Source organism: Streptomyces sp. NBC_00045, assembly GCF_045041095.1.
In the GTDB taxonomy this organism is placed as follows: Bacteria; Actinomycetota; Actinomycetes; order Streptomycetales; family Streptomycetaceae; genus Streptomyces.
Map to the genome: position 1 here is coordinate 4,199,504 of NZ_CP108271.1, position 18,111 is coordinate 4,217,614.

Sequence of the window (18,111 nt, forward strand, 5' to 3'; positions counted from 1 at the left end):
CCGGGGGAAGGGATGGATCCATCATGAGCGCACCGAGTCTCGAACGTTTGGAGACCCTGAGCAGCCGGTTCGTACCGGACCTGGTCGTGGACGAGCTCTGCACCGAGCTGTTCGCCTCGCTGCCGCGCAGCGACCAGCGACGCAAGGGGGAGGTGTACCTGCGCGGCCTGCTCAAGGCCGAGGGGCGCAAGTCGATACGCAACATCGCGGCGCACGTCGGCGACCGGGCGGCCGAGCAGAGCCTGCACCACTTCGTGGTGTCGTCGACCTGGGACTGGGGTCCGGTGCGCGCCGCCCTCGCCCGGTACCTGGAACGTGCGCTGCGCCCCCGCGCCTGGGTCGTGCAGCCGGTGGTGATCTCCAAGGCCGGCACGGAGTCCGTCGGGGTCGCCCGCCGCTTCGTGCCCGAGCGGGGCCAGATGGTCAACAGCCAGGTGGCGTTCGGCGTGTGGTCCGTCGGCGAGGACCAGAGCTGCCCGGTGAACTGGCGGCTCGCACTCACCCAGAAGTGGCGCGACAGCGTCGGCCCCCTCTCCCCGAACGTCCACGAGTCGGAACTGGCCACCACCCCCCTCGAATGCGCCGCCGGAGCCGTCGAGGAGCTGCGCGACTGGGTCGGGCAGAGCCGTCGCCCGGTGGTGTTCGACCTGCCCGACGTCGATCCGGCCGCGGTGGCGCGCCGGTTCGGCCCGGTCGGGATGCACTTCGTGGCGTCGGCCCGCGGCTCGCTGCGGGTCCGCTGCGTGGATCCGGTCCTGCCGAGCAGCGGCAACCGCGAGCTCGCCGCCCATCAGCTGCTGCTGATGGCCCGAACCCTGCGCCGCCCGGTGACCTGGGTGGACCCGGTGACCCTCCAGCAGCGCACCACGCTGGTCGTCGGCGTACGGGTGGAGCTGCCGCAGGCACCCCGTCCGCTGCTGCTCTTCGGCGAGTGGAACGACCCGCGGGGCTGGCCCGAGCAGTGCTGGATCAGCGATATGACGCAGGCGCCGCCCGGCGGGCTGCTGCGGCTCGCGAAGCGGGCGCAGAACGTCGAGGCGGACTTCGCGAACGTCTCGCAGAAGGTGGGGCTCACCGATTTCGGCGGCCGTTCCTTCGGCGGCTGGCACCGGCACACCACCTTGGCCTCCGCCGCGCACGCGGTCCGCATGCTCACCGAGCGCTCCGTCGACCGCTAGCCGATGATCTGCCGCGGCTGGCCGGTGCGGGGGGCCTTCTTGTTCAGGGCCTGGCGGGTCCGCTGGAGCTGGAGGGCCAGTTGTACCTGGAGGGCCTGGGTCGGCTTCTGCCAGTCCTCGCCGAGGATCTCGGTGATGCGCTCCAGCCGGCGCGAGACCGTGTTGGGGTGGACGTGCAGGGACTCGGCCGCCCGGGAGGGGCTGTTGGCCGAGGCGAAGTACGCCTCCATGGTGCGGATCAGTTCGGTGTACTGCTGGTCGTCGTAGTCCAGGACGGGACCGATGGTCTCGTTGATGAACCCCGCGATGTTCGGCTTCTCCGAGAGGAGGACGCCGAGGAAGCCCAGTTCCTCGGGGGAGGCGGTGCTGCCGGCGCCGGTGAGCGCCGCGACCGCGTCCAGGACCCGGCGGGCCTCCTGGTACATGTGGACGATGCCGGCCGGATCGTCCACGGGACCGGCGGAGCCGGCCGTGACGGGCTTGCCGAGCACCTCGGAGAGTTCCCTGGACGCCGTACGGGCGATGGCCCCGGCCTCGGTGCCGGGCAGCAGCAGCACCACGACGTCGCCGTCCACGCTCTTGAGGCCGTGGTGGCGGTTGGCGTACGAGGCGGCCCAGGCGACCACGCGGCCCTGGACCCCGCCTTCGGGCCGGGCGATCACGATGACGTGGGGCTCGTCGAGGTTCAGCGCGAGGCGGCGGCTCTGCTCCGCGATCTGTACCGGGGACAACGAAGTGCCGCGCAGCAGGTCGTGGAAGAACTCGTCCCGCATGTGGCCCTCGGCGGCGGCCATGCCCTGCTCCATCAGCAGCACCACGGCGGTGACCTGGGCGGTGAGCGCGAGGAGCTGGACCTGGCGGTCGGTGACGGGCTCCGCGCAGGACAGGATCAGCGTGCCCAGCATCTCGTCGCCGGCGGCGACCGAGGCGATCCACACCCCGTCGCCCGTGCTGCGCGGCTGCCGGTCGGTGTGCGCGTCCAGCAGGACGGTGCGGACCTCCGCCTCGTTCAGTACGGGGGGTTCGCCGCCGGGGCAGGCGAGGTTGCGGCCGGCCGCGTCCCGTACGAGGAGGGTGCCGTCGAGGCCCTTGACCGCCTCGGCGGCCAGGCGGCCGAGACCGCCGCCCTGGAGCACCAGGTCGAGCAGCCGGCCGTGGGTCTCGCGGAGCAGGCGGGCGGTGGTGGAGGAATCCAGGGCGCGGGAGGTGTCCTGCTCCAGCTCCACCACCTCGTACCGGGTCTGCTCCAGCAGCCGGGCCTTTTCGATCGCAACGGTCGCGAGGTCGGCGAGCGAACTCATCAGCGACACTTCGTCCGGTGTGAAGTGCCGGATGTTGCGGTCCGCCACGTACAGGGCCCCCAGGGCGGTGCCGGCGTGCCGCAGCGGGACGGCCATGACAGCGTGCAGGCCCTCGGCCTGCACCACCTCGTCGATGACGGGGCTGTGCTGGAAGGTTTTGTCGTTCATGTAATCGGCCGACCAGAACGGGGCGGAGCCGTCCGCGGCGCGCTTGCCGACGCCCCCGCCGGTCAGCGGGATGGCGAACCCGATGGTCAGCGCGGAGGCGTGGCCGTCGGCCGAACGGACCCGGGAGCACTGCTCTTCGAGGTCGTCGAAGCTCACCCAGGCCATGTCGAGCCCGAGGAGCAGCCGGGCCCGGCGGGTGATCACCTTCAGGAGTTCGTCGAGGTCGTACGGCAGGGTCAGGTCGCGTGCGGTGTCCACGAGTGCGGCGAGGCCGGCCTCGCGCTGCTGGCGGCGAACGAAGAGCGCCCGGATGCCGAGACTCTGGTCCCTGGCCCTGGTCAGCTGGGCGAGGGCGTCCCCGGACAGGCCGGACTCACGCGCTTTGCGGACCACGTCGTCGAAGGCAGCCGCAGGCGCCTCTCTGTTCAGCAGTTCCAGCATTTCGTAAGCGTGGTCAACCACGACTTCTCCCCCGACCCCCATAAAAGCCGTTCACGTTTGCACCAACCGAGGTGCAAGCAATCCCGGACCTGCCTGAAAGTATCTCTTGGGGCAAGAACCGGTCAAGAATCACTTGAGATTCGATCCAGGTCAGGGACGCGGAGGGTGATCGGATCACCACGGTCCATGAGCGACGCTGTCATCTGACCACCTTCTGGTCGAGGCTCACTCAAGGGCAGGCTGATCACCGAGCGTTCCGGTGCCGACACCACCATCGCCGCCGTCGACGCCACCACCGCAGCCTGACGTTTCCTTGGGGGGATTCGCATGTCACAGCTGTCACAGCTGTCCCAGCTTCAGAGTTACGAGCGGTCGCTGCTCCGCAGCCGCCTGTCCCTGACCCGGCAGGACCGGCCGCGCGTGTTCACGCTCGGCGACCGCGAGTGGGACCTGTTCGACGAGGTCTTCGCCCCCGTCTACTCCCCCTCCACGGGCGTGGCCCTCGAACTGCTCGGCCTCAACGAGGTGGCGCCGAGCCCGCGTTCTGGTTCGTTCCTGGAGATCGGCTGCGGCACCGGCGTGATAGCCGTGACGGCAGCCCTGTTCGGATACGAGCGGGTCGTGGCGGCCGACATCAGCCCCTCCGCCGTGGAGAACGCCGCCGTCAACGCGGACCGGCACGGGGTCGGGGACCGCCTCCAGGCCCTGCACAGCGACCTGTTCTCCGGATTGCGCGAGGACGAGCGGTTCGACGTGGTCTTCTGGAGCTCCAACTATGTGATGGGGCCCGAGAGCTACGAGTACAAGTCGGTGCACGAGCGGGCGTACGTGGACACCGGCTACCAGGCACACCGCCGCTACCTGGAGCAGGCCGTGCACTGGACCGCACCGGGCGGCCGCGTCCTGCTCCACTTCAGCGACCGGGGGGACCTCGCGGCGCTGCACGAGCTGGCGGACGTCAGCGGGCGCGAGCTGTCGACGGTGGCGAGCTGCCGCGTCCGCGAGGGGGAGTACGGAGAGGACATGGTCGAGCACATGCTGCTCGAAATCAAGCCAATCCAGGCCTGATTTAGCCGGGGGGATATTTCATCGTGCGTACGCTTCTTGTAGACAATTACGACTCGTTTACTTATAACCTCTTCCACTATCTGGCCCAGGTCAATGGACGAGAGCCGGAAGTCGTTCGAAATGACGACCCGCACTGGAAGATCGCACAACTCGACGCCTTCGACAACGTCGTCATCTCACCGGGTCCCGGTACTCCGCGCCGGGAAGCCGACTTCGGCATCTGCGCCGAGGTCATCGAGCACTCGCAGCTGCCGCTGCTCGGCATCTGCCTGGGCCACCAGGGGATCGGCCACGTCCACGGCGCCACGGTCGACCGGGCGCCGGAGCCCCGGCACGGCCGCACCTCGCCCGTCCTGCACGACGGCACCGGGCTGTTCGCCGGGCTGCCCTCGCCGCTGGAGGTGGTCCGGTACCACTCGCTCGCCGTGACGGACCTGCCGGACGAGCTCGCAGCCACCGCGTGGACGCCGGACGGCATCCTGATGGGGTTGCGGCACCGGTCGCGGCCGATGTGGGGGGTGCAGTTCCACCCCGAGTCGATTTGCAGTCGGTATGGGATCGAGCTGCTTGCAAATTTCGCCGGGCTGACCCGTGCGCACCAGGCGGAACGCACGGACCGGGCGCCGCGGAGCCCTCGCCGGGCCCCCGCCCCCGCTGCCGCGCCGGCCGGAGCGCCCGCCCCCGCCCCCGCTGCCGCGCCGGCCGGAGCGCCCGCCCCCGCCCCCGCTGCCGCGCCGGCCGGAGCGCCCGCCCCCGCTGCCGGTCCGGCTCCCGCAGCCGCCGGGGCCCCGGTCCGCAGGCTGCGGCCGGCCGTGAGCAGGCTGGCCACCCGCTGGTGCCCCGAGACGGTCTACGACCAGCTCTTCCGGGGCAACGACCACGCCTACTGGCTGGACAGCAGCCTGCCCGGCGGCGAACGCGGCCGGTTCTCGGTCATGGGCGACGCCACCGGCCCGCTCGCCCGCGTCGCGACCGCCGACGTGTGGAGCGGGTGCGTCACCGTCGAGTCGGCGGGCGGGGAGAGCGAGCTGGTCGCCGCTCCCTTCCTGGAGTGGCTCGACCGCGACCTGCGCTCCCTGCACACCGAACTCCCCGAGCTGCCCTTCGACTTCACGCTCGGCTGGGTCGGCTACCTCGGCTACGAACTGAAGGCCGAATGCGGCGGCGACCTCGTGCACCGCTCGCCCGTCGACGACGCCACCATGGTCTTCGCCGACCGCGCCCTGGTCTTCGACCACGCCGAGAACACCACGTACCTGCTCGCGCTGGTGGAGGGGACCGGGGAGGAGTCCGCCGCCGCGGCCGACGCCTGGCTCATCGGCACGGGGGAACGGCTCGCCGCGCTCGCCGGCCTGAGCCTGCCGGATCCCCGGCCGACCGCCCCGAGCGGGGAGATCAGCCTGCGCCACGACCGCGGCGCCTACCTGGACCTCATCGACACCTGCTTGGAGGAGATCGCCGCGGGCGAGACGTACGAGGTCTGCCTGACCAACATGGCCGAGGCCGAGGCCAACCTCGACCCCTGGGCCTCCTACCGCACCCTGCGCCGCACCAGCCCGGCGCCGTTCGCCGCGCTGCTCCAGTTCGGCGAGCTGTCCGTGCTCAGCACCTCGCCCGAGCGGTTCCTGCGGGTCTCGCGCGACGGGCTCGTCGAGTCGTCCCCCATCAAGGGCACCCGGCCGCGCGGCGCCACCGCGCGGGAGGAGGCGGAGCTGATCGCGGACCTGCTGACCGACGAGAAGGACCGCTCCGAGAACCTGATGATCGTCGACCTGGTCCGCAACGACCTCGGCCGGTGCGCGGTACCCGGCTCGGTCGAGGCCGAGGACCTGTTCCGGGTCGAGACGTACGCCACCGTCCACCAACTGGTGAGCACCGTACGGGCGCGCCTGCGACCGGAGCTGTCGGCAGTGGACTGCGTACGCGCCGCCTTCCCCGGCGGTTCCATGACCGGTGCCCCCAAGCTCCGCACGATGCAGATCATCGACCGGCTGGAAGCCGGCCCGCGCGGGGTGTACTCGGGCGCCATCGGCTACTTCTCGCTGTCCGGCGCCGCGGACCTGAGCATCGTGATCCGCACCGCCACGGTCACGGCCGACCGGGTCCGGTACGGGGTCGGCGGGGCCGTGGTGGCCCTGTCCGACCCGGCGGCCGAGTACGAGGAGACGGCCGTCAAGGCAGCTCCGCTGCTGGCGCTGACGAACACCCGGTTCCCGGAGAGGCAGCGAGACCGGATCCCGTCCTGATCTCCCAGCTGTGCTGGAGACGGGCGAGTCCCGCCGTCTCCAGCACGGCCGCGACCTCCCGGGCGGGGACGCCGAGCCGGTCCAGGGCCCGCAGGGCGCAGGTCGCCTCCGCGTCGGCGTTGAGGAGGGTGTCGCCGGTCAGCTCCGGCTTCTGCGCGGCGGCCTCCAGGGTGTCCACGGACAGGGCGAGCGCGGTGTTCCAGCCCACCAGGGCGCCCACCCCGCCGTCCGCGCCGGTGCCCCACAGCAGTCGCGGCTGCGGGGCGCCGTTGGCCCGCAGCACCCGCCACCAGTCCCCGGACAGCCGTTCCTCGCGCAGCCGGTACATCCTGCGGGCCACGGCCAGACCGGCGGCGCCGCGCACCTCGTGGCCGGGGTCGACGCCCAGCCCGTCCAGCCGGGCGTCGACCTCCGCGTCGAACAGGCCCACCGGGAACGAGGCCACCATGGGGGCGTCGCCGAGCGGCCGGCCGCAGGACAGGGACCGCTCCAGCCCGGCGACGTAGGCGTCGAGCACCTCGGCGTACCGCTCGTCCGAGAAGACCATCGCGGCGTGCACCCCGATCCCGTCGGCGAGGCAGTCGGTCAGCGCCTCCAGGCCCGCCGGGGTCATGGGGATGCGGACGAGCGCGTTGCGGCGGGCCACCGACCGGTGCAGAGCGCGGGCGGCGGCGCCCAGGGCCTTCGCGTCATGGGCCCAGCGCGGTGACACCGGTACGGAGACCTGCCCGACCATGCCCTTGCTCACCTCGAACACGGGCAGCAGGAGGTCGCAGGCCCGGCGGAGCTGGGCCAGGCTACTGCCCGCCGGTGCCAGCGCGTTGTGGAAGTGGGTGCCCAGGGTCGGATACCTGACTCCGGCGTCGAACTCTCTCGGATCCTGCGCGCTCAGCCACGGCGAGACCCCCTCGGACACCAGTTGTTTCAGCAGCGCTCCCGCTCCTTGACTCACCACGGGACCGACCTTAGAACGTCATGACCTTGCGCCTGAATGAAGCCGTTGATGGTGTGTCAAGTACGGCGGTGACGGCGCTCCCTTCCCCCCTCGCGGTGTGCGGACCCTAAAGGGCCGGCGGACGCCCGGACGTACCGGTCCCGATAATGCGTCAGGTTTATTTCTAAATCCTCCAAGGGACCTGACCGAATACGCGCCCACCTGACGGAGTGGCGAATCTATGGTGGTTCACTCGAATGGCTGTTTCACACACTTCTGGCTGCATCTGATGTCACGGCAGGTTCAGCACTGGGAGGTGCCACATGTACGGTGTTGCACGCTGGAAATCATTGCCCGCGGGCCAGCAGCCCGTTTGGCCGGATGAAGACGCCCTGGAGAATGCCAGGGCCGAACTCGCGGACTCGGCCGCACTCGTTCGTCGGGAGGACGTCGAAGACCTTCGCGCCCTGCTCGCCGCGGCGTCGCGGGGCGAGGTGCAGGTCGTCCAGGGCGGCGACTGCGCGGAGGACCCCGCGGAGTGCACCCCCGGCTATGTGGCGCGCAAGGCGGCGCTCCTCGACGTGCTGGCCGGTGTCATGAAGACGCGTTCGCTCAAGCCCGTCATCCGGGTGGGCCGGCTGGCCGGGCAGTTCGGCAAGCCCCGCTCCAACCCGACGGAGACGGTGGCCGGGGTCGAGCTGCCCGTCTACCGCGGACACATGGTCAACAGCCCGGAACCGGACCCCGAGCTGCGCCGACCGGACCCGCAGCGCCTCGTCGCCGGCTATCAGGCGGCCTCGGGGGCCATGGCCTCCCTCGGCTGGCACGGCGAGGGCCGCCCCTCCGCGGCCGAGGCCCCGGTGTGGACCAGCCACGAGGCGCTCCTGCTCGACTACGAGGGCCCGATGCTGCGCACGCAGCCGGACGGCTCGGTGCTGCTGACGTCGACGCACTGGCCGTGGATGGGCGAGCGCACCCGCGAGCTGGACGGCGCCCACGTCGAGCTCTTCGCGACGATCGCCAACCCGGTCGCCACCAAGGTCGGCCCGAAGATGACCCCGACCGAGCTGGTGGAGCTGTGCGGGCGGCTCGACCCGCGGCGCGAGCCGGGCCGGCTCACGTTGATCTCCCGGATGGGGCAGGGCGCGGCCGCCGAGAAGCTGCCGGAGCTGGTCCGGGCGGTCCGCGAGGCCGGGCACCCGGTGCTGTGGATGTGCGACCCGATGCACGGAAATACCGTGAGCGCGCCCGGTGGAATCAAGACCCGTTACGTCGAAACCGTCGTACGTGAGGTCGAGGAATTCCAGAAGGCCGTGGTCGACAACGGCGGGGTGGCGGCCGGACTCCACCTGGAAACGACTCCGGACCAGGTCCACGAATGCGTTTCCGACGAATACCACGTGGACGAGCTGGGTGAGAAGTACACCTCGTTCTGCGACCCGCGCCTCAATTCCGAGCAGGCCATCGAAGTCGCCTCCGCCTGGCGCGGCTGAGGCCGAAGAAAAAGAGGGGGTTACTCCATCATGGAAGGAAAGATCGCTCTGGTCACCGGAGCGGCAGGCGGCATCGGCGAGGCCATCGTCCGTGCCCTGGCCGCCCGGGGCGTCCGGGTGGCGGCGGTCGACCGGGACGCCGACCGCCTGCGCGACGTGGCCAAGTCCGTCGGCGAGGAGGGCGGCCGGGTCGACCCGTTCCCGGCCGACGTCACCGCCAGCGCCGACGTCGAGGCGCTGGTCGACGACGTCGAGGCGCTCGTCGGACCGCTCGACTTCCTCGTCAACGCGGCCGGCGTGCTGCGGCTCGCCGAGGCGCGCAAGCTGACCGACCAGGAGTGGAGCACGACGTTCGCGGTCAACACCACGGGGGTCTTCTTCGTCTCCCGGGCCGTCGTCAACCGCATGGTGCCGCGCCGGCGGGGAGCGATCGTCACGATCGCCTCCAACGCCGCGGGCACCGCCCGTACCGAGATGTCCGCGTACGCCGCCTCCAAGGCAGCCGCGACGATGTTCACCAAGTGCCTGGGGCTGGAGGTCGCCAAGTTCGGCATCCGCGCGAACCTCGTCGCGCCGGGCTCCACGGACACCCCCATGCTCAACTCCATGTGGGAGGACGAGAGCAGCGCCCGGGCCTCCATCGACGGGGTCCCGGACGCGTACCGCGTCGGCATCCCGCTCGGCAAGCTCGCGCGTCCCGAGGACGTCGCCGAAGCGGTGGTCTTCCTGCTCTCCGACAAGGCCGCCCACATCACCATGCACGACCTCACCGTGGACGGCGGTGCGGCGCTCGGTGCCTGAGAACGGTGCGACCCGTCAGCGAACCGTGAACGAGAGCGTGAACGAGAGGGAGAAAGGCATGGCAGGCATACCTGCGATCAGCCCCTATCCGATGCCGTCGGCGGCCGACCTGCCCGCCTCCGCCGTCGACTGGGACGTCGATCCCGACCGCGCCGTCCTGCTGGTGCACGACCTTCAGAAGTACTTCCTGGCCGCCTTCCCGGCGGGCGAGCAGCCCGTCGTGGACCTGTCCCGCAACGCCGGCGAGCTGCGCGTACGCGCCGCCGAGCTCGGCATCCCGGTCGCGTACACGGCGCAGCCGGGCGGCATGACACCCGAGGAGCGCGGGCTCCTCAAGGACTTCTGGGGACCGGGCATGCAGCCCAGCCCGGAGCACCGCCAGGTCGTGGACCCGGTGGCGCCCGCCGCCGGCGACTGGATGCTCACCAAGTGGCGCTACAGCGCCTTCTTCAAGACCGACCTGCTGGAGCGGATGCGCGCGCAGGGCCGCGACCAGCTGATCATCTGCGGGGTGTACGCCCACGTGGGCGTCCTGATGACCGCGGTCGACGCGTTCACCAACGACATCCAGCCCTTCCTCGTCGCCGATGCCATCGCCGACTTCAGCTGGGAGGAGCACCGGATGGCGCTCGCATACGCCGCCGGCCGCTGCGCCCGCCTCACCACCACCAAGGAGCTCCTGACCGCCCTCCCCGACCGGGTGGCCGCGTACGCGGGAGCGGGAGGGGAATCCGCATGACCGCGGACCTGCTGGGCCAGATCCTGACGGGCCGGCCGCCGGCCTTCGCGCTGATCCACCGTCCGGAGACCACCGTCACCCGGCAACTCGACCTCTTCCTCGGTGAGTTCACCGAGGCGGCCACCCTCGCCGACATCCCGCTCCGGGACGTCGAAGCGGGCGCCGGGGCCCGCCAGGACGTGCTCACCCTGGTCCCGTACCGGCAGCTCGCCGAGCGCGGCTTCGAGGCGCCCGACGACGGCACCCCGCTGCTCGCGATGGTGATCGAGGAACAGGGGCAGGTGCCGCTCGACACCGTCCTGGCCGCGATCCCCGACGCCCCCGTCCACCTCGCGGCGGGCGGCGACTTCGACATCGACGACGACGCGTACGCCGAGACGGTCCGCCGCGTCATCGCGGACGAGATCGGCACCGGCGCCGGCGCCAACTTCGTGATGAAGCGGTCCTTCGTGGCCGACATCAGCGAGTACTCCGTCGCCGCGGCCCTGCGCTTCTTCCGCCGGCTGCTGGAACGGGAGACCGGCGCGTACTGGACGTTCATCGTGCACACCGGCGGGCGCACCCTCATCGGCGCCTCGCCCGAGCGCCACGTCAGCCTCTCCGGCGGCCGGGCCGTGATGAACCCCATCAGCGGCACGTACAGGTTCCCCGCCTCGGGGCCCGAACTGCCCGGCGTCATGGACTTCCTCGCCGACCGCAAGGAGGCCGACGAGCTGTACATGGTCGTCGACGAGGAACTCAAGATGATGGCCCGGATCTGCGAATCGGGCGGCCGGGTCGTCGGGCCGTACCTCAAGGAGATGGCCCGCCTCGCCCACACCGAGTACTTCATCGAGGGCCGCACCTCCCGCGACCCCCGGGAGATCCTCCACGAGACCCTGTTCGCACCGACGGTCACCGGGTCCCCGCTGGAGAGCGCGGGCCGGGTCATCAAGAAGTACGAGCCCGGGGGCCGCGGCTACTACAGCGGTGTGCTGGCCCTGATGGGCCAGGACGAGAACAGCGAGCGGACGCTGGACTCGGCGATCTTGATCCGCACCGCCGACATCGACGCCGGCGGCCGGATGCGCATCGGCGTCGGCGCCACCCTCGTGCGCCACTCGGACCCGCTGTCCGAGGTCGCCGAGACCCGCGCGAAGGCGGCGGGCCTGCTCGCGATGTTCGAGCAGTCGGGGCCGCGCCGCTTCGGCGACCACCCGGACGTCCGGGCGGCGCTGAGCCGGCGCAACGCCACGATCGCCGGGTTCTGGCTGGACGACGACGCTTCCCGGGCCCGGCCGGTGCCGTTGCTGGTGGGCCGCAAGGTACTGGTGGTCGACGCGGAGGACACCTTCACCGCGATGATCGAGCACCAGCTGCGGGCCATGGAGGCCGACGTCACGGTCTGCCGGTTCGACGAGCCGTACAGCTTCGCCCCGTACGACCTGGTCGTCATGGGTCCGGGGCCGGGCGACCCGCGGGACGTGGACCACCCGAAGATCGCGCACCTGCGGTCCGCGGTGGACGTCCTGCTCGCCGAGGGCCGGCCGTTCCTCGCGGTCTGCCTCAGCCACCAGGTGCTCAGCACCAAGCTGGGCTTCTCGCTCAAGCGCCGGGAGCAGCCCAACCAGGGCGTGCAGCGGGAGATCGAGCTGTTCGGGCGCCGGGAGCGCGTCGGCTTCTACAACACCTTCGCCGCGCAGAGCGCCTCGGACTCCGTCGAGGTGCCCGGGATCGGCACGGTCGAGGTGTGCCGGGAGCCGGGGACCAGGGAGGTCCACGCCCTGCGCGGTCCGGGCTTCCGCTCGATGCAGTTCCACGCCGAGTCGGTGCTCACCGAGGACGGCATCCGCATCGTCAGCGAGGCCCTCTCCGGACTGCTCCGGGAGCAGGCCGTATGAAGGCGACGGTGGCATGGTGGGACCTGAAGGGCTCGGGGCACACCAGCGACTCGCTGCGGGCGTACCTGCGCGATGAGGCGATCGACCGGTTCGCCGCGGTCGAGGGGCTGCGCCTGAAGTTCTGGATCGCGGACCCGCAGACGGAGCGCTGGGGCGCGGTGATGCTGTGGGAGTCCGCGGAGGCGGCGGCGCAGCCGCTGGCCCCGCGGGCGGCCGAGCTGATCGGGCGGGCCCCGGTCCAGTACACGGTGTTCGACGTGGAGGCGACCGTCGAGGGTGTCCCCGAGCTGCCCGGGAGGGTGTGAGCCACGAGAACACCGACGAGAACACCGACGGCCCCTCACGTCCCTTCCGGGGTGTGGGGGGCCGTCGGCGTGGGCTCACGACCGTTTGCTCAGGACGTCGCGCAGGACCTCCGTCATGGCGTCCAGCGTGCCGTGGAAATCGCTGTCCAGGTCCCGCAGATAGGTGTTCTGCGCCAGGATCGCCGCTGCCGGGCGGTCGGTCAGGGTGATGCTCAGCGTGAGCGTGAGCCGGCCGTCCTCGTCCTCGCCGATCTCGTTGCGTATCTCGGCGATGTCGGTGTCGTTCAGATGCCGGTAGGTAATGCGTCCGGCACTCTCCTGCGGAGTGACGCGTTGCAGGAACGTCAGCTCACCGCGCCGGATTTCCCGGAGAAATCCATCGGCGTAGCGCTCGTTGATCCGGCATTCCGTAATGGCCGGAACATAACCGGTGGGGAACTCCGCCTTGTGGAGCAGAGCCTGCCACAGGCTCTCCCGCGTGGGAGCCGGACACCCCTTCTGAGCTGCGCCGACGACTGGACGGGTCCATGAAAGCGTCAGCATTGATCTCCCTTTTCCGCCGCTGGGCCGGCGTGCAGCATCGGTCGGGAGAACGACCGTGTCAAAGCGCGGCGGGGCATTACGTCACCTGCCCCGAGGACCTGACGAAGTGACCGGATTCCACTGCCTCACCGGCGCCCTTCTCTTGCAGTGTGACGGTTGGTTGGCGGCGTTCCACAGAGCGCCTTCCCGTTAAATCCGACGCGGAGAATCAGGAGAACGCTGATGTCTGAACGGTTCGACGGCCAGGTCGTCCTCGTCACCGGAGGAGGCGAAGGCATCGGCCGGGCAGCGGCGGTTGCCTTCGCCCGGCTCGGCGCCCTGGTGGTGGTCGCAGGCCGCCACCCGGAGACGCTCGAAGGAACGGTCAAACTGATCCGTGACGAGGGCGGGCGGGCCGACAGCGTGGTCGCCGACGTGTCGGACACGACGGCCGCCGCCGACACCGGCGCCGGATACGTCGTCGCCGAGACCGTGCGCCGGCACGGCGCCCTGAACGTGGCCTTCAACAACACCACCGAACTCGGCCCCCACCAGTCCGTCGCGGACATCGACGAGACGGTCTGGGCCCACACCCTGACGGCCAACCTCACCGGCGTCTGGCTGTCCATGAAGCACGAGATCGCCCACATGGAGACCGCCGGCGGCGGCGTCATCGTCAACACCGCCAGCAACATCGGCTCCCAGGGCATGCTCCCCGGCCTCGGCGCGTACGCCGCCTCCACGGCCGCCGTCAGCGCCCTGACCCGGACCGCGGCCCGCGAGTACGTCTCCCAGTCCATCCGCATCAACGCGATCAGCCCCTGCCCCCTCGGCCGGGGAGCCAGCGTCGAGGAGATCGCGGACACCGTGGTCTGGCTCTGCTCCGACGCCGCCGCGTACATCGTCGGGCACGACCTCGTGCTCGACCGCAAGACGAGCGAGTAGAGCCGTGACCACTCCCACGACCACCGCCGTCGACGACCCGGGCGAGCCCGGCTGGTCCAAGCAGGGCCGCGTACGGACCGACCCCGACGTGGTGCTGATCGCCACCGCCGGTGAGGTCCACATCGCCCGCGACGCCCGCGCCATCCTGGGCCGCGAGGGCATCGCCGCCCGGGTCGTGTCGACCCCGGGCCCGCAGCCGTGCGGCGTCCGGGCCCGCGTGTCCGTACGGGCCGGCTCCGCGCTCGGCTGGTACCAGCTGCTCGGCGACGCCGGAATCCCGGTCCGCCTCGACCAGTTCGCCCCGGGCGGCCCGTACACCGCCCTCTACGCGCAGCACGGCTTCTGCGCCGAGCGGGTCGCCGCCACCGCCCGGGCCGGCCTGGCCCGCGCCGGACACCGGGAGGGCGCGTGACCAGCGCCACGGCCGTGCTGACCGCCCGGATCCCGGGCTCCAAGAGCATCACCAACCGGGCGCTGCTGCTGGCCGCCGCGGCCGACGGGGTCTCGCTGCTGCGGGCCCCGCTGGTCAGCGAGGACACCATCGCCTTCCGGGAGGCCCTGGCCGGCTTCGGCGTCCCCGTCGCCCCGGACGGCGACGGCTGGAAGGTCACCGGGAGCGGGCGCGCCCCGGCCGCCGGCGGCGCGGTGTGGTGCGAGGACGCGGGCACCGCCGCCCGGTTCCTGCCCCCGTTCGCGGCGACCGGCAGCGGCGCCTTCACCTTCGACGGCACCGACCAGCTGCGCGCCCGGCCACTGCGCCCCCTCGCGGACGCACTGGGCCGGCTCGGTGCGGACGCCAGGGTCACCGAGCCGGTCGGCGGACTGCCGCTGACCGTCGCCGCCCGGGGCCTGACCGGCGGCGAGCTGACCGTCGACGCCTCGCTCAGCAGCCAGTACCTCACCGGGCTGCTGATGGCGGGACCGTTGATGCGCCGGCCGCTGACCGTGCGGGGCGCGGGGCTGGTCAGCCGCCCGTACATCACCATGACCCAGGCGCTGATGCGCCACTTCGGCGCGTACGTCGACGAGTTCGAGGACGGCGCGATCCAGGTGCTGCCCGGCGGCTACCGGGCCGCCGAACTCGACGTCGAACCCGACGCGTCCACCGCCTCGTACTTCTTCGCCGCGGCCGCCGTCACCGGGACCACCGTCACCGTGCCCGGCCTCGGCCGCGGCAGCGTCCAGGGCGACCTCGGCTTCGTGGAGGTGCTGCGCCGGGCGGGCGCCCGGGTGGAGATCACCGACCGGGCGACCACCGTCACCGGCACCGGACCACTGCGCGGCGGCTTCGACGTCGACATGGGCGACATCTCCGACACGTTCATGACGCTCGCCGCGGTGGCCCCGCTCGCCGACGCGCCGATCACGGTGCACGGCATCGGGCACGCACGGCTCAAGGAGTCCGACCGGATCGCCGCGGTCGAGGAGAACCTGCGGGCGCTCGGGGTCCGCACCGAATCCGGACCGGAGCGGCTCACCGTCCACCCGGGCCGCCCCGCCGCGGCCCGGATCGCCTGCCGCCGGGACCACCGGATCGCCATGGCGTTCTCGGTACTGGGCCTGCGCGTCCCCGGCATCACCCTCGACGACCCGTCCTGTGTCGGCAAGACCTTCCCCGGCTTCCACGCCGAACTGGGACGGCTCTTCCCGGCCCACCGCTCGGGCACCCACAGTCACTGACAACGAAAGGGATGGGAAAAACCCATGGCCGACATACTCATCGCCGGCGGTGGCATCGGTGGCCTCGCCGCGGCGCTCGGACTCGCGAAGCGCGGACACCGGGTCACCGTGCTGGAGCGCCGGGACGTGTTCACGGAGGTCGGCGCGGGCATCCAGCTCGGCCCGAACGCCTTCCACGCCCTCGACCTGCTGGGCGTGGGCCAGGACGTCCGCGACCGCGCCGTCTTCATCGACGAGCTGCGCTTCATGGACGGCACGACCGGCGAGAAGGTCGCCGCCATGCCGGTGAAGGAGAAGTACCGGGCCCGGTTCGGCAACCCGTACGCCGTCGTGCACCGCGTCGACCTGTACCTGCCGCTGCTGGAGGCCGCCCGCCGGCACCCCGGCGTCGAACTGCTGGGCCGCCACCACGTGGTGGCGTACGAGCAGAAGGCGGGCGCGGTCTCCGCCGTCCTCGCGGACGGCCGGCGCATCACCGGCGACGCCCTGATCGGCGCGGACGGGCTGCACTCCGCCATCCGGCAGCAGATGGTTGCCGACGGCTCCCCGCGGGTCTCCGGGCACACCATCTACCGGTCGGTGATCCCGATGTCGGAGGTCCCCGAGGAGCTGCGGTGGAACACCGTCACCCTGTGGGCCGGCCCGAAGTGGCACTTCGTCCACTACCCCATCGCGGGCGGAGAGCACTTCAACCTCGCCGCGACCCGCGACGACGGCGCCACCGAGGCCGTCGCCGGCGTACCGGCCGAGCACGGCCACGTGCTGAACTCCTTCCCCGAACTGTCCGGAGCGGCCCGGCGGTTGCTGGAGCTGGGCCGGGACTGGAAGGCCTGGGTGCTGTGCGACCGCGACCCGGTCGACCGCTGGACCGAGGGCCGGGTGGCGCTGCTGGGCGACGCCGCGCACCCGATGCTCCAGTACGCCGCCCAGGGAGCCTGCCAGGCCGTCGAGGACGCGGTGCTGCTGAGCGGTCTGCTCGACGGCTGCCCGGCCGACTACGAGCAGCGCCTGGAGAAGTACAACGCGGCGCGGCGCGAACGGACCGGGCAGGTGCAGCTGGTGGCGCGCGAGATGGGGCGGCAGCTGTACCACGCGGCGGGCGACGCGCGCGTCGAGCGCAACGCGATGCTGGCTTCGCTGTCGGACGACGACATGTACGACAAGGTGGCCTGGCTGCACGACGCGTACGACTTCGGGACCGAGGCGGCCCGTTGAGCAGGCTGCGCTGGCTGACCGCCGGGGAGTCGCACGGCCCGGCGCTGGTCGCGACGCTGGAGGGGCTTCCCGCCGGCGTTCCGGTCACCACCGGGCTGGTGGCCGGCCATCTGGCGCGGCGGCGGCTCGGGTACGGGCGCGGTGCGCGGATGAAGTTCGAGCAGGACGCGGTGACGTTCCTCGGCGGTGTCCGGCACGGTCTGTCGCTGGGGTCGCCGATCGCGGTCATGGTCGGGAACACCGAGTGGCCGAAGTGGGAGAAGGTCATGTCGGCCGATCCCGTGGACCCCTCGGAGCTGAAGGCGACGGGCCGGGGTGCCCCCCTGACGCGTCCGCGTCCGGGCCACGCGGATCTGGCGGGCATGCAGAAGTACGGCTTCGACGAGGCCCGGCCGGTGCTGGAGCGCGCGAGCGCCCGTGAGACCGCAGCGCGCGTCGCCCTCGGCGCGATCGCGCGGTCCTTCGTCAAGGAGGTCGCGGGCATCGAGATCGTGTCGCACGTGGTGGAGCTGGCCGCGGTCAAGGCCCCGGACGGCGTGTACCCGCTGCCCGGGGACGTGGAGCGGCTGGACGCCGACCCGGTGCGCTGCTTGGACGCGGACGCGTCGAAGGCGATGGCCGCGGCGATCGACCAGGCCCACGCGGACGGCGACACCCTCGGGGGTGTCGTCGAGGTCCTGGCCCACGGGGTTCCGGTGGGCTCGGTTCGCACGTCCACTGGGACCGTCGCCTGGACGCCCGTCTCGCGGCGGCGCTGATGGGCATCCAGGCGATCAAGGGGGTGGAGGTCGGCGACGGCTTCGACCTGGCCCGCGTGCCGGGCTCCCGGGCGCACGACGCGATCGTGTCCACCCCCGGGGGCATCAGGCGGACCTCGGGCCGCTCGGGCGGTACCGAGGGCGGTCTGACCACCGGCGAGCTGCTGCGCGTCCGGGCGGCGATGAAGCCGATCGCGACGGTCCCGAAGGCCCTGGCCACGGTGGACGTGGCCACGGGCGGGGCGGCCGCGGCGCACCACCAGCGCTCCGACGTCTGCGCGGTCCCGGCGGCCGGGATCGTGGCGGAGGCGATGGTCGCCCTGGTCCTCGCGGACGCGGTCGTGGAGAAGTTCGGCGGCGATTCGGTGGCCGAGACCCGGCGCAACGTCCGGTCGTACCTCGACGCGCTGCGCATCGGCTGATCGCGGGAGGGGGCA

Annotated in this window: 15 protein-coding genes and 1 pseudogene; 13 read left to right on the top strand and 3 right to left on the bottom strand. The window is 71.8% G+C overall.

The window, feature by feature from the left end:
* Window positions 1–23 precede the first annotated feature (23 nt).
* Window positions 24–1,178 (top strand): transposase, encoded by a 1,155-nt coding sequence (locus OHA65_RS19650; protein WP_327284386.1) that lies wholly within the window; start codon window positions 24–26, stop codon window positions 1,176–1,178.
* Here the strand turns inward: OHA65_RS19650 and OHA65_RS19655 are convergent.
* Window positions 1,175–3,109: a helix-turn-helix domain-containing protein gene (locus OHA65_RS19655; RefSeq protein WP_327284387.1), complete on the bottom strand. Its 1,935-nt coding sequence runs from the start codon at window positions 3,107–3,109 to the stop codon at window positions 1,175–1,177. The genes OHA65_RS19650 and OHA65_RS19655 overlap by 4 nt on opposite strands.
* A 306-nt stretch (window positions 3,110–3,415) precedes the next feature.
* On the opposite strand from OHA65_RS19655, the gene OHA65_RS19660 reads away from it, so the two are divergent.
* Both OHA65_RS19660 and pabB read left to right on the top strand, forming a co-directional pair.
* Complete coding sequence (locus tag OHA65_RS19660) at window positions 3,416–4,156, top strand: class I SAM-dependent methyltransferase (protein WP_327284388.1); 741 nt, start codon at window positions 3,416–3,418, stop codon at window positions 4,154–4,156.
* Between the two features lie 23 nt (window positions 4,157–4,179).
* Window positions 4,180–6,402, top strand: a complete 2,223-nt coding sequence (pabB, locus tag OHA65_RS19665) for an aminodeoxychorismate synthase component I (RefSeq protein WP_405762206.1) — start codon at window positions 4,180–4,182, stop codon at window positions 6,400–6,402.
* Here the strand turns inward: pabB and OHA65_RS19670 are convergent.
* Entirely contained in the window at window positions 6,329–7,357 is a 1,029-nt protein-coding gene (locus OHA65_RS19670; protein ID WP_327284390.1) for a transaldolase family protein, read from the bottom strand. The two genes, pabB and OHA65_RS19670, sit on opposite strands and share 74 nt — an antisense overlap.
* Window positions 7,358–7,659: 302 nt before the next feature.
* On the opposite strand from OHA65_RS19670, the gene OHA65_RS19675 reads away from it, so the two are divergent.
* From OHA65_RS19675 to OHA65_RS19695, 5 genes are read left to right on the top strand one after another with little or no spacing between them, the layout of a single operon-like run.
* Window positions 7,660–8,829: a 3-deoxy-7-phosphoheptulonate synthase gene (locus tag OHA65_RS19675; RefSeq protein ID WP_405762208.1), complete on the top strand. Its 1,170-nt coding sequence runs from the start codon at window positions 7,660–7,662 to the stop codon at window positions 8,827–8,829.
* Window positions 8,830–8,859: 30 nt separating this feature from the next.
* A complete protein-coding gene (locus OHA65_RS19680; protein WP_327284392.1) occupies window positions 8,860–9,630 on the top strand; it encodes a 2,3-dihydro-2,3-dihydroxybenzoate dehydrogenase in 771 nt (256 codons plus the stop codon).
* A 58-nt stretch (window positions 9,631–9,688) separates the two neighbouring features.
* Window positions 9,689–10,369 (top strand): isochorismatase family protein, encoded by a 681-nt coding sequence (locus OHA65_RS19685; RefSeq protein ID WP_327284393.1) that lies wholly within the window; start codon window positions 9,689–9,691, stop codon window positions 10,367–10,369.
* Window positions 10,366–12,249 carry an anthranilate synthase family protein gene (locus OHA65_RS19690; protein WP_327284394.1) on the top strand — a complete coding sequence of 628 codons (1,884 nt, stop codon included), beginning with the start codon at window positions 10,366–10,368 and terminating at the stop codon, window positions 12,247–12,249. The genes OHA65_RS19685 and OHA65_RS19690 overlap by 4 nt, the downstream gene beginning before the upstream one ends.
* Complete coding sequence (locus OHA65_RS19695) at window positions 12,246–12,554, top strand: hypothetical protein (protein WP_327284395.1); 309 nt, start codon at window positions 12,246–12,248, stop codon at window positions 12,552–12,554. The genes OHA65_RS19690 and OHA65_RS19695 overlap by 4 nt, the downstream gene beginning before the upstream one ends.
* 75 nt (window positions 12,555–12,629) lie before the next feature.
* Here OHA65_RS19695 and OHA65_RS19700 read toward each other — a convergent pair whose 3' ends face one another.
* Window positions 12,630–13,097 carry an AtaL-like protein gene (locus tag OHA65_RS19700; RefSeq protein ID WP_371644192.1) on the bottom strand — a complete coding sequence of 156 codons (468 nt, stop codon included), beginning with the start codon at window positions 13,095–13,097 and terminating at the stop codon, window positions 12,630–12,632.
* A 222-nt stretch (window positions 13,098–13,319) separates the two neighbouring features.
* On the opposite strand from OHA65_RS19700, the gene OHA65_RS19705 reads away from it, so the two are divergent.
* The 5 genes and pseudogenes from OHA65_RS19705 to aroC all read left to right on the top strand — a co-directional run bounded on the left by OHA65_RS19705 (window position 13,320) and on the right by aroC (window position 18,096).
* Window positions 13,320–14,021 carry an SDR family oxidoreductase gene (locus OHA65_RS19705; protein ID WP_327284397.1) on the top strand — a complete coding sequence of 234 codons (702 nt, stop codon included), beginning with the start codon at window positions 13,320–13,322 and terminating at the stop codon, window positions 14,019–14,021.
* 4 nt (window positions 14,022–14,025) lie between these two features.
* Window positions 14,026–14,433 (top strand): transketolase-like TK C-terminal-containing protein, encoded by a 408-nt coding sequence (locus tag OHA65_RS19710; protein ID WP_371644194.1) that lies wholly within the window; start codon window positions 14,026–14,028, stop codon window positions 14,431–14,433.
* A complete protein-coding gene (gene aroA, locus OHA65_RS19715; RefSeq protein WP_327284399.1) occupies window positions 14,430–15,701 on the top strand; it encodes a 3-phosphoshikimate 1-carboxyvinyltransferase in 1,272 nt (423 codons plus the stop codon). Before OHA65_RS19710 ends, aroA begins: the two co-directional genes overlap by 4 nt.
* A gap of 24 nt (window positions 15,702–15,725) precedes the next feature.
* Window positions 15,726–16,916: a 3-hydroxybenzoate 6-monooxygenase gene (locus tag OHA65_RS19720; protein ID WP_328763244.1), complete on the top strand. Its 1,191-nt coding sequence runs from the start codon at window positions 15,726–15,728 to the stop codon at window positions 16,914–16,916.
* Window positions 16,913–18,096: pseudogene (gene aroC / locus OHA65_RS19725) on the top strand (chorismate synthase). The gene OHA65_RS19720 and the pseudogene aroC overlap by 4 nt, the downstream one beginning before the upstream one ends.
* The last annotated feature ends 15 nt before the right edge of the window (window positions 18,097–18,111 follow it).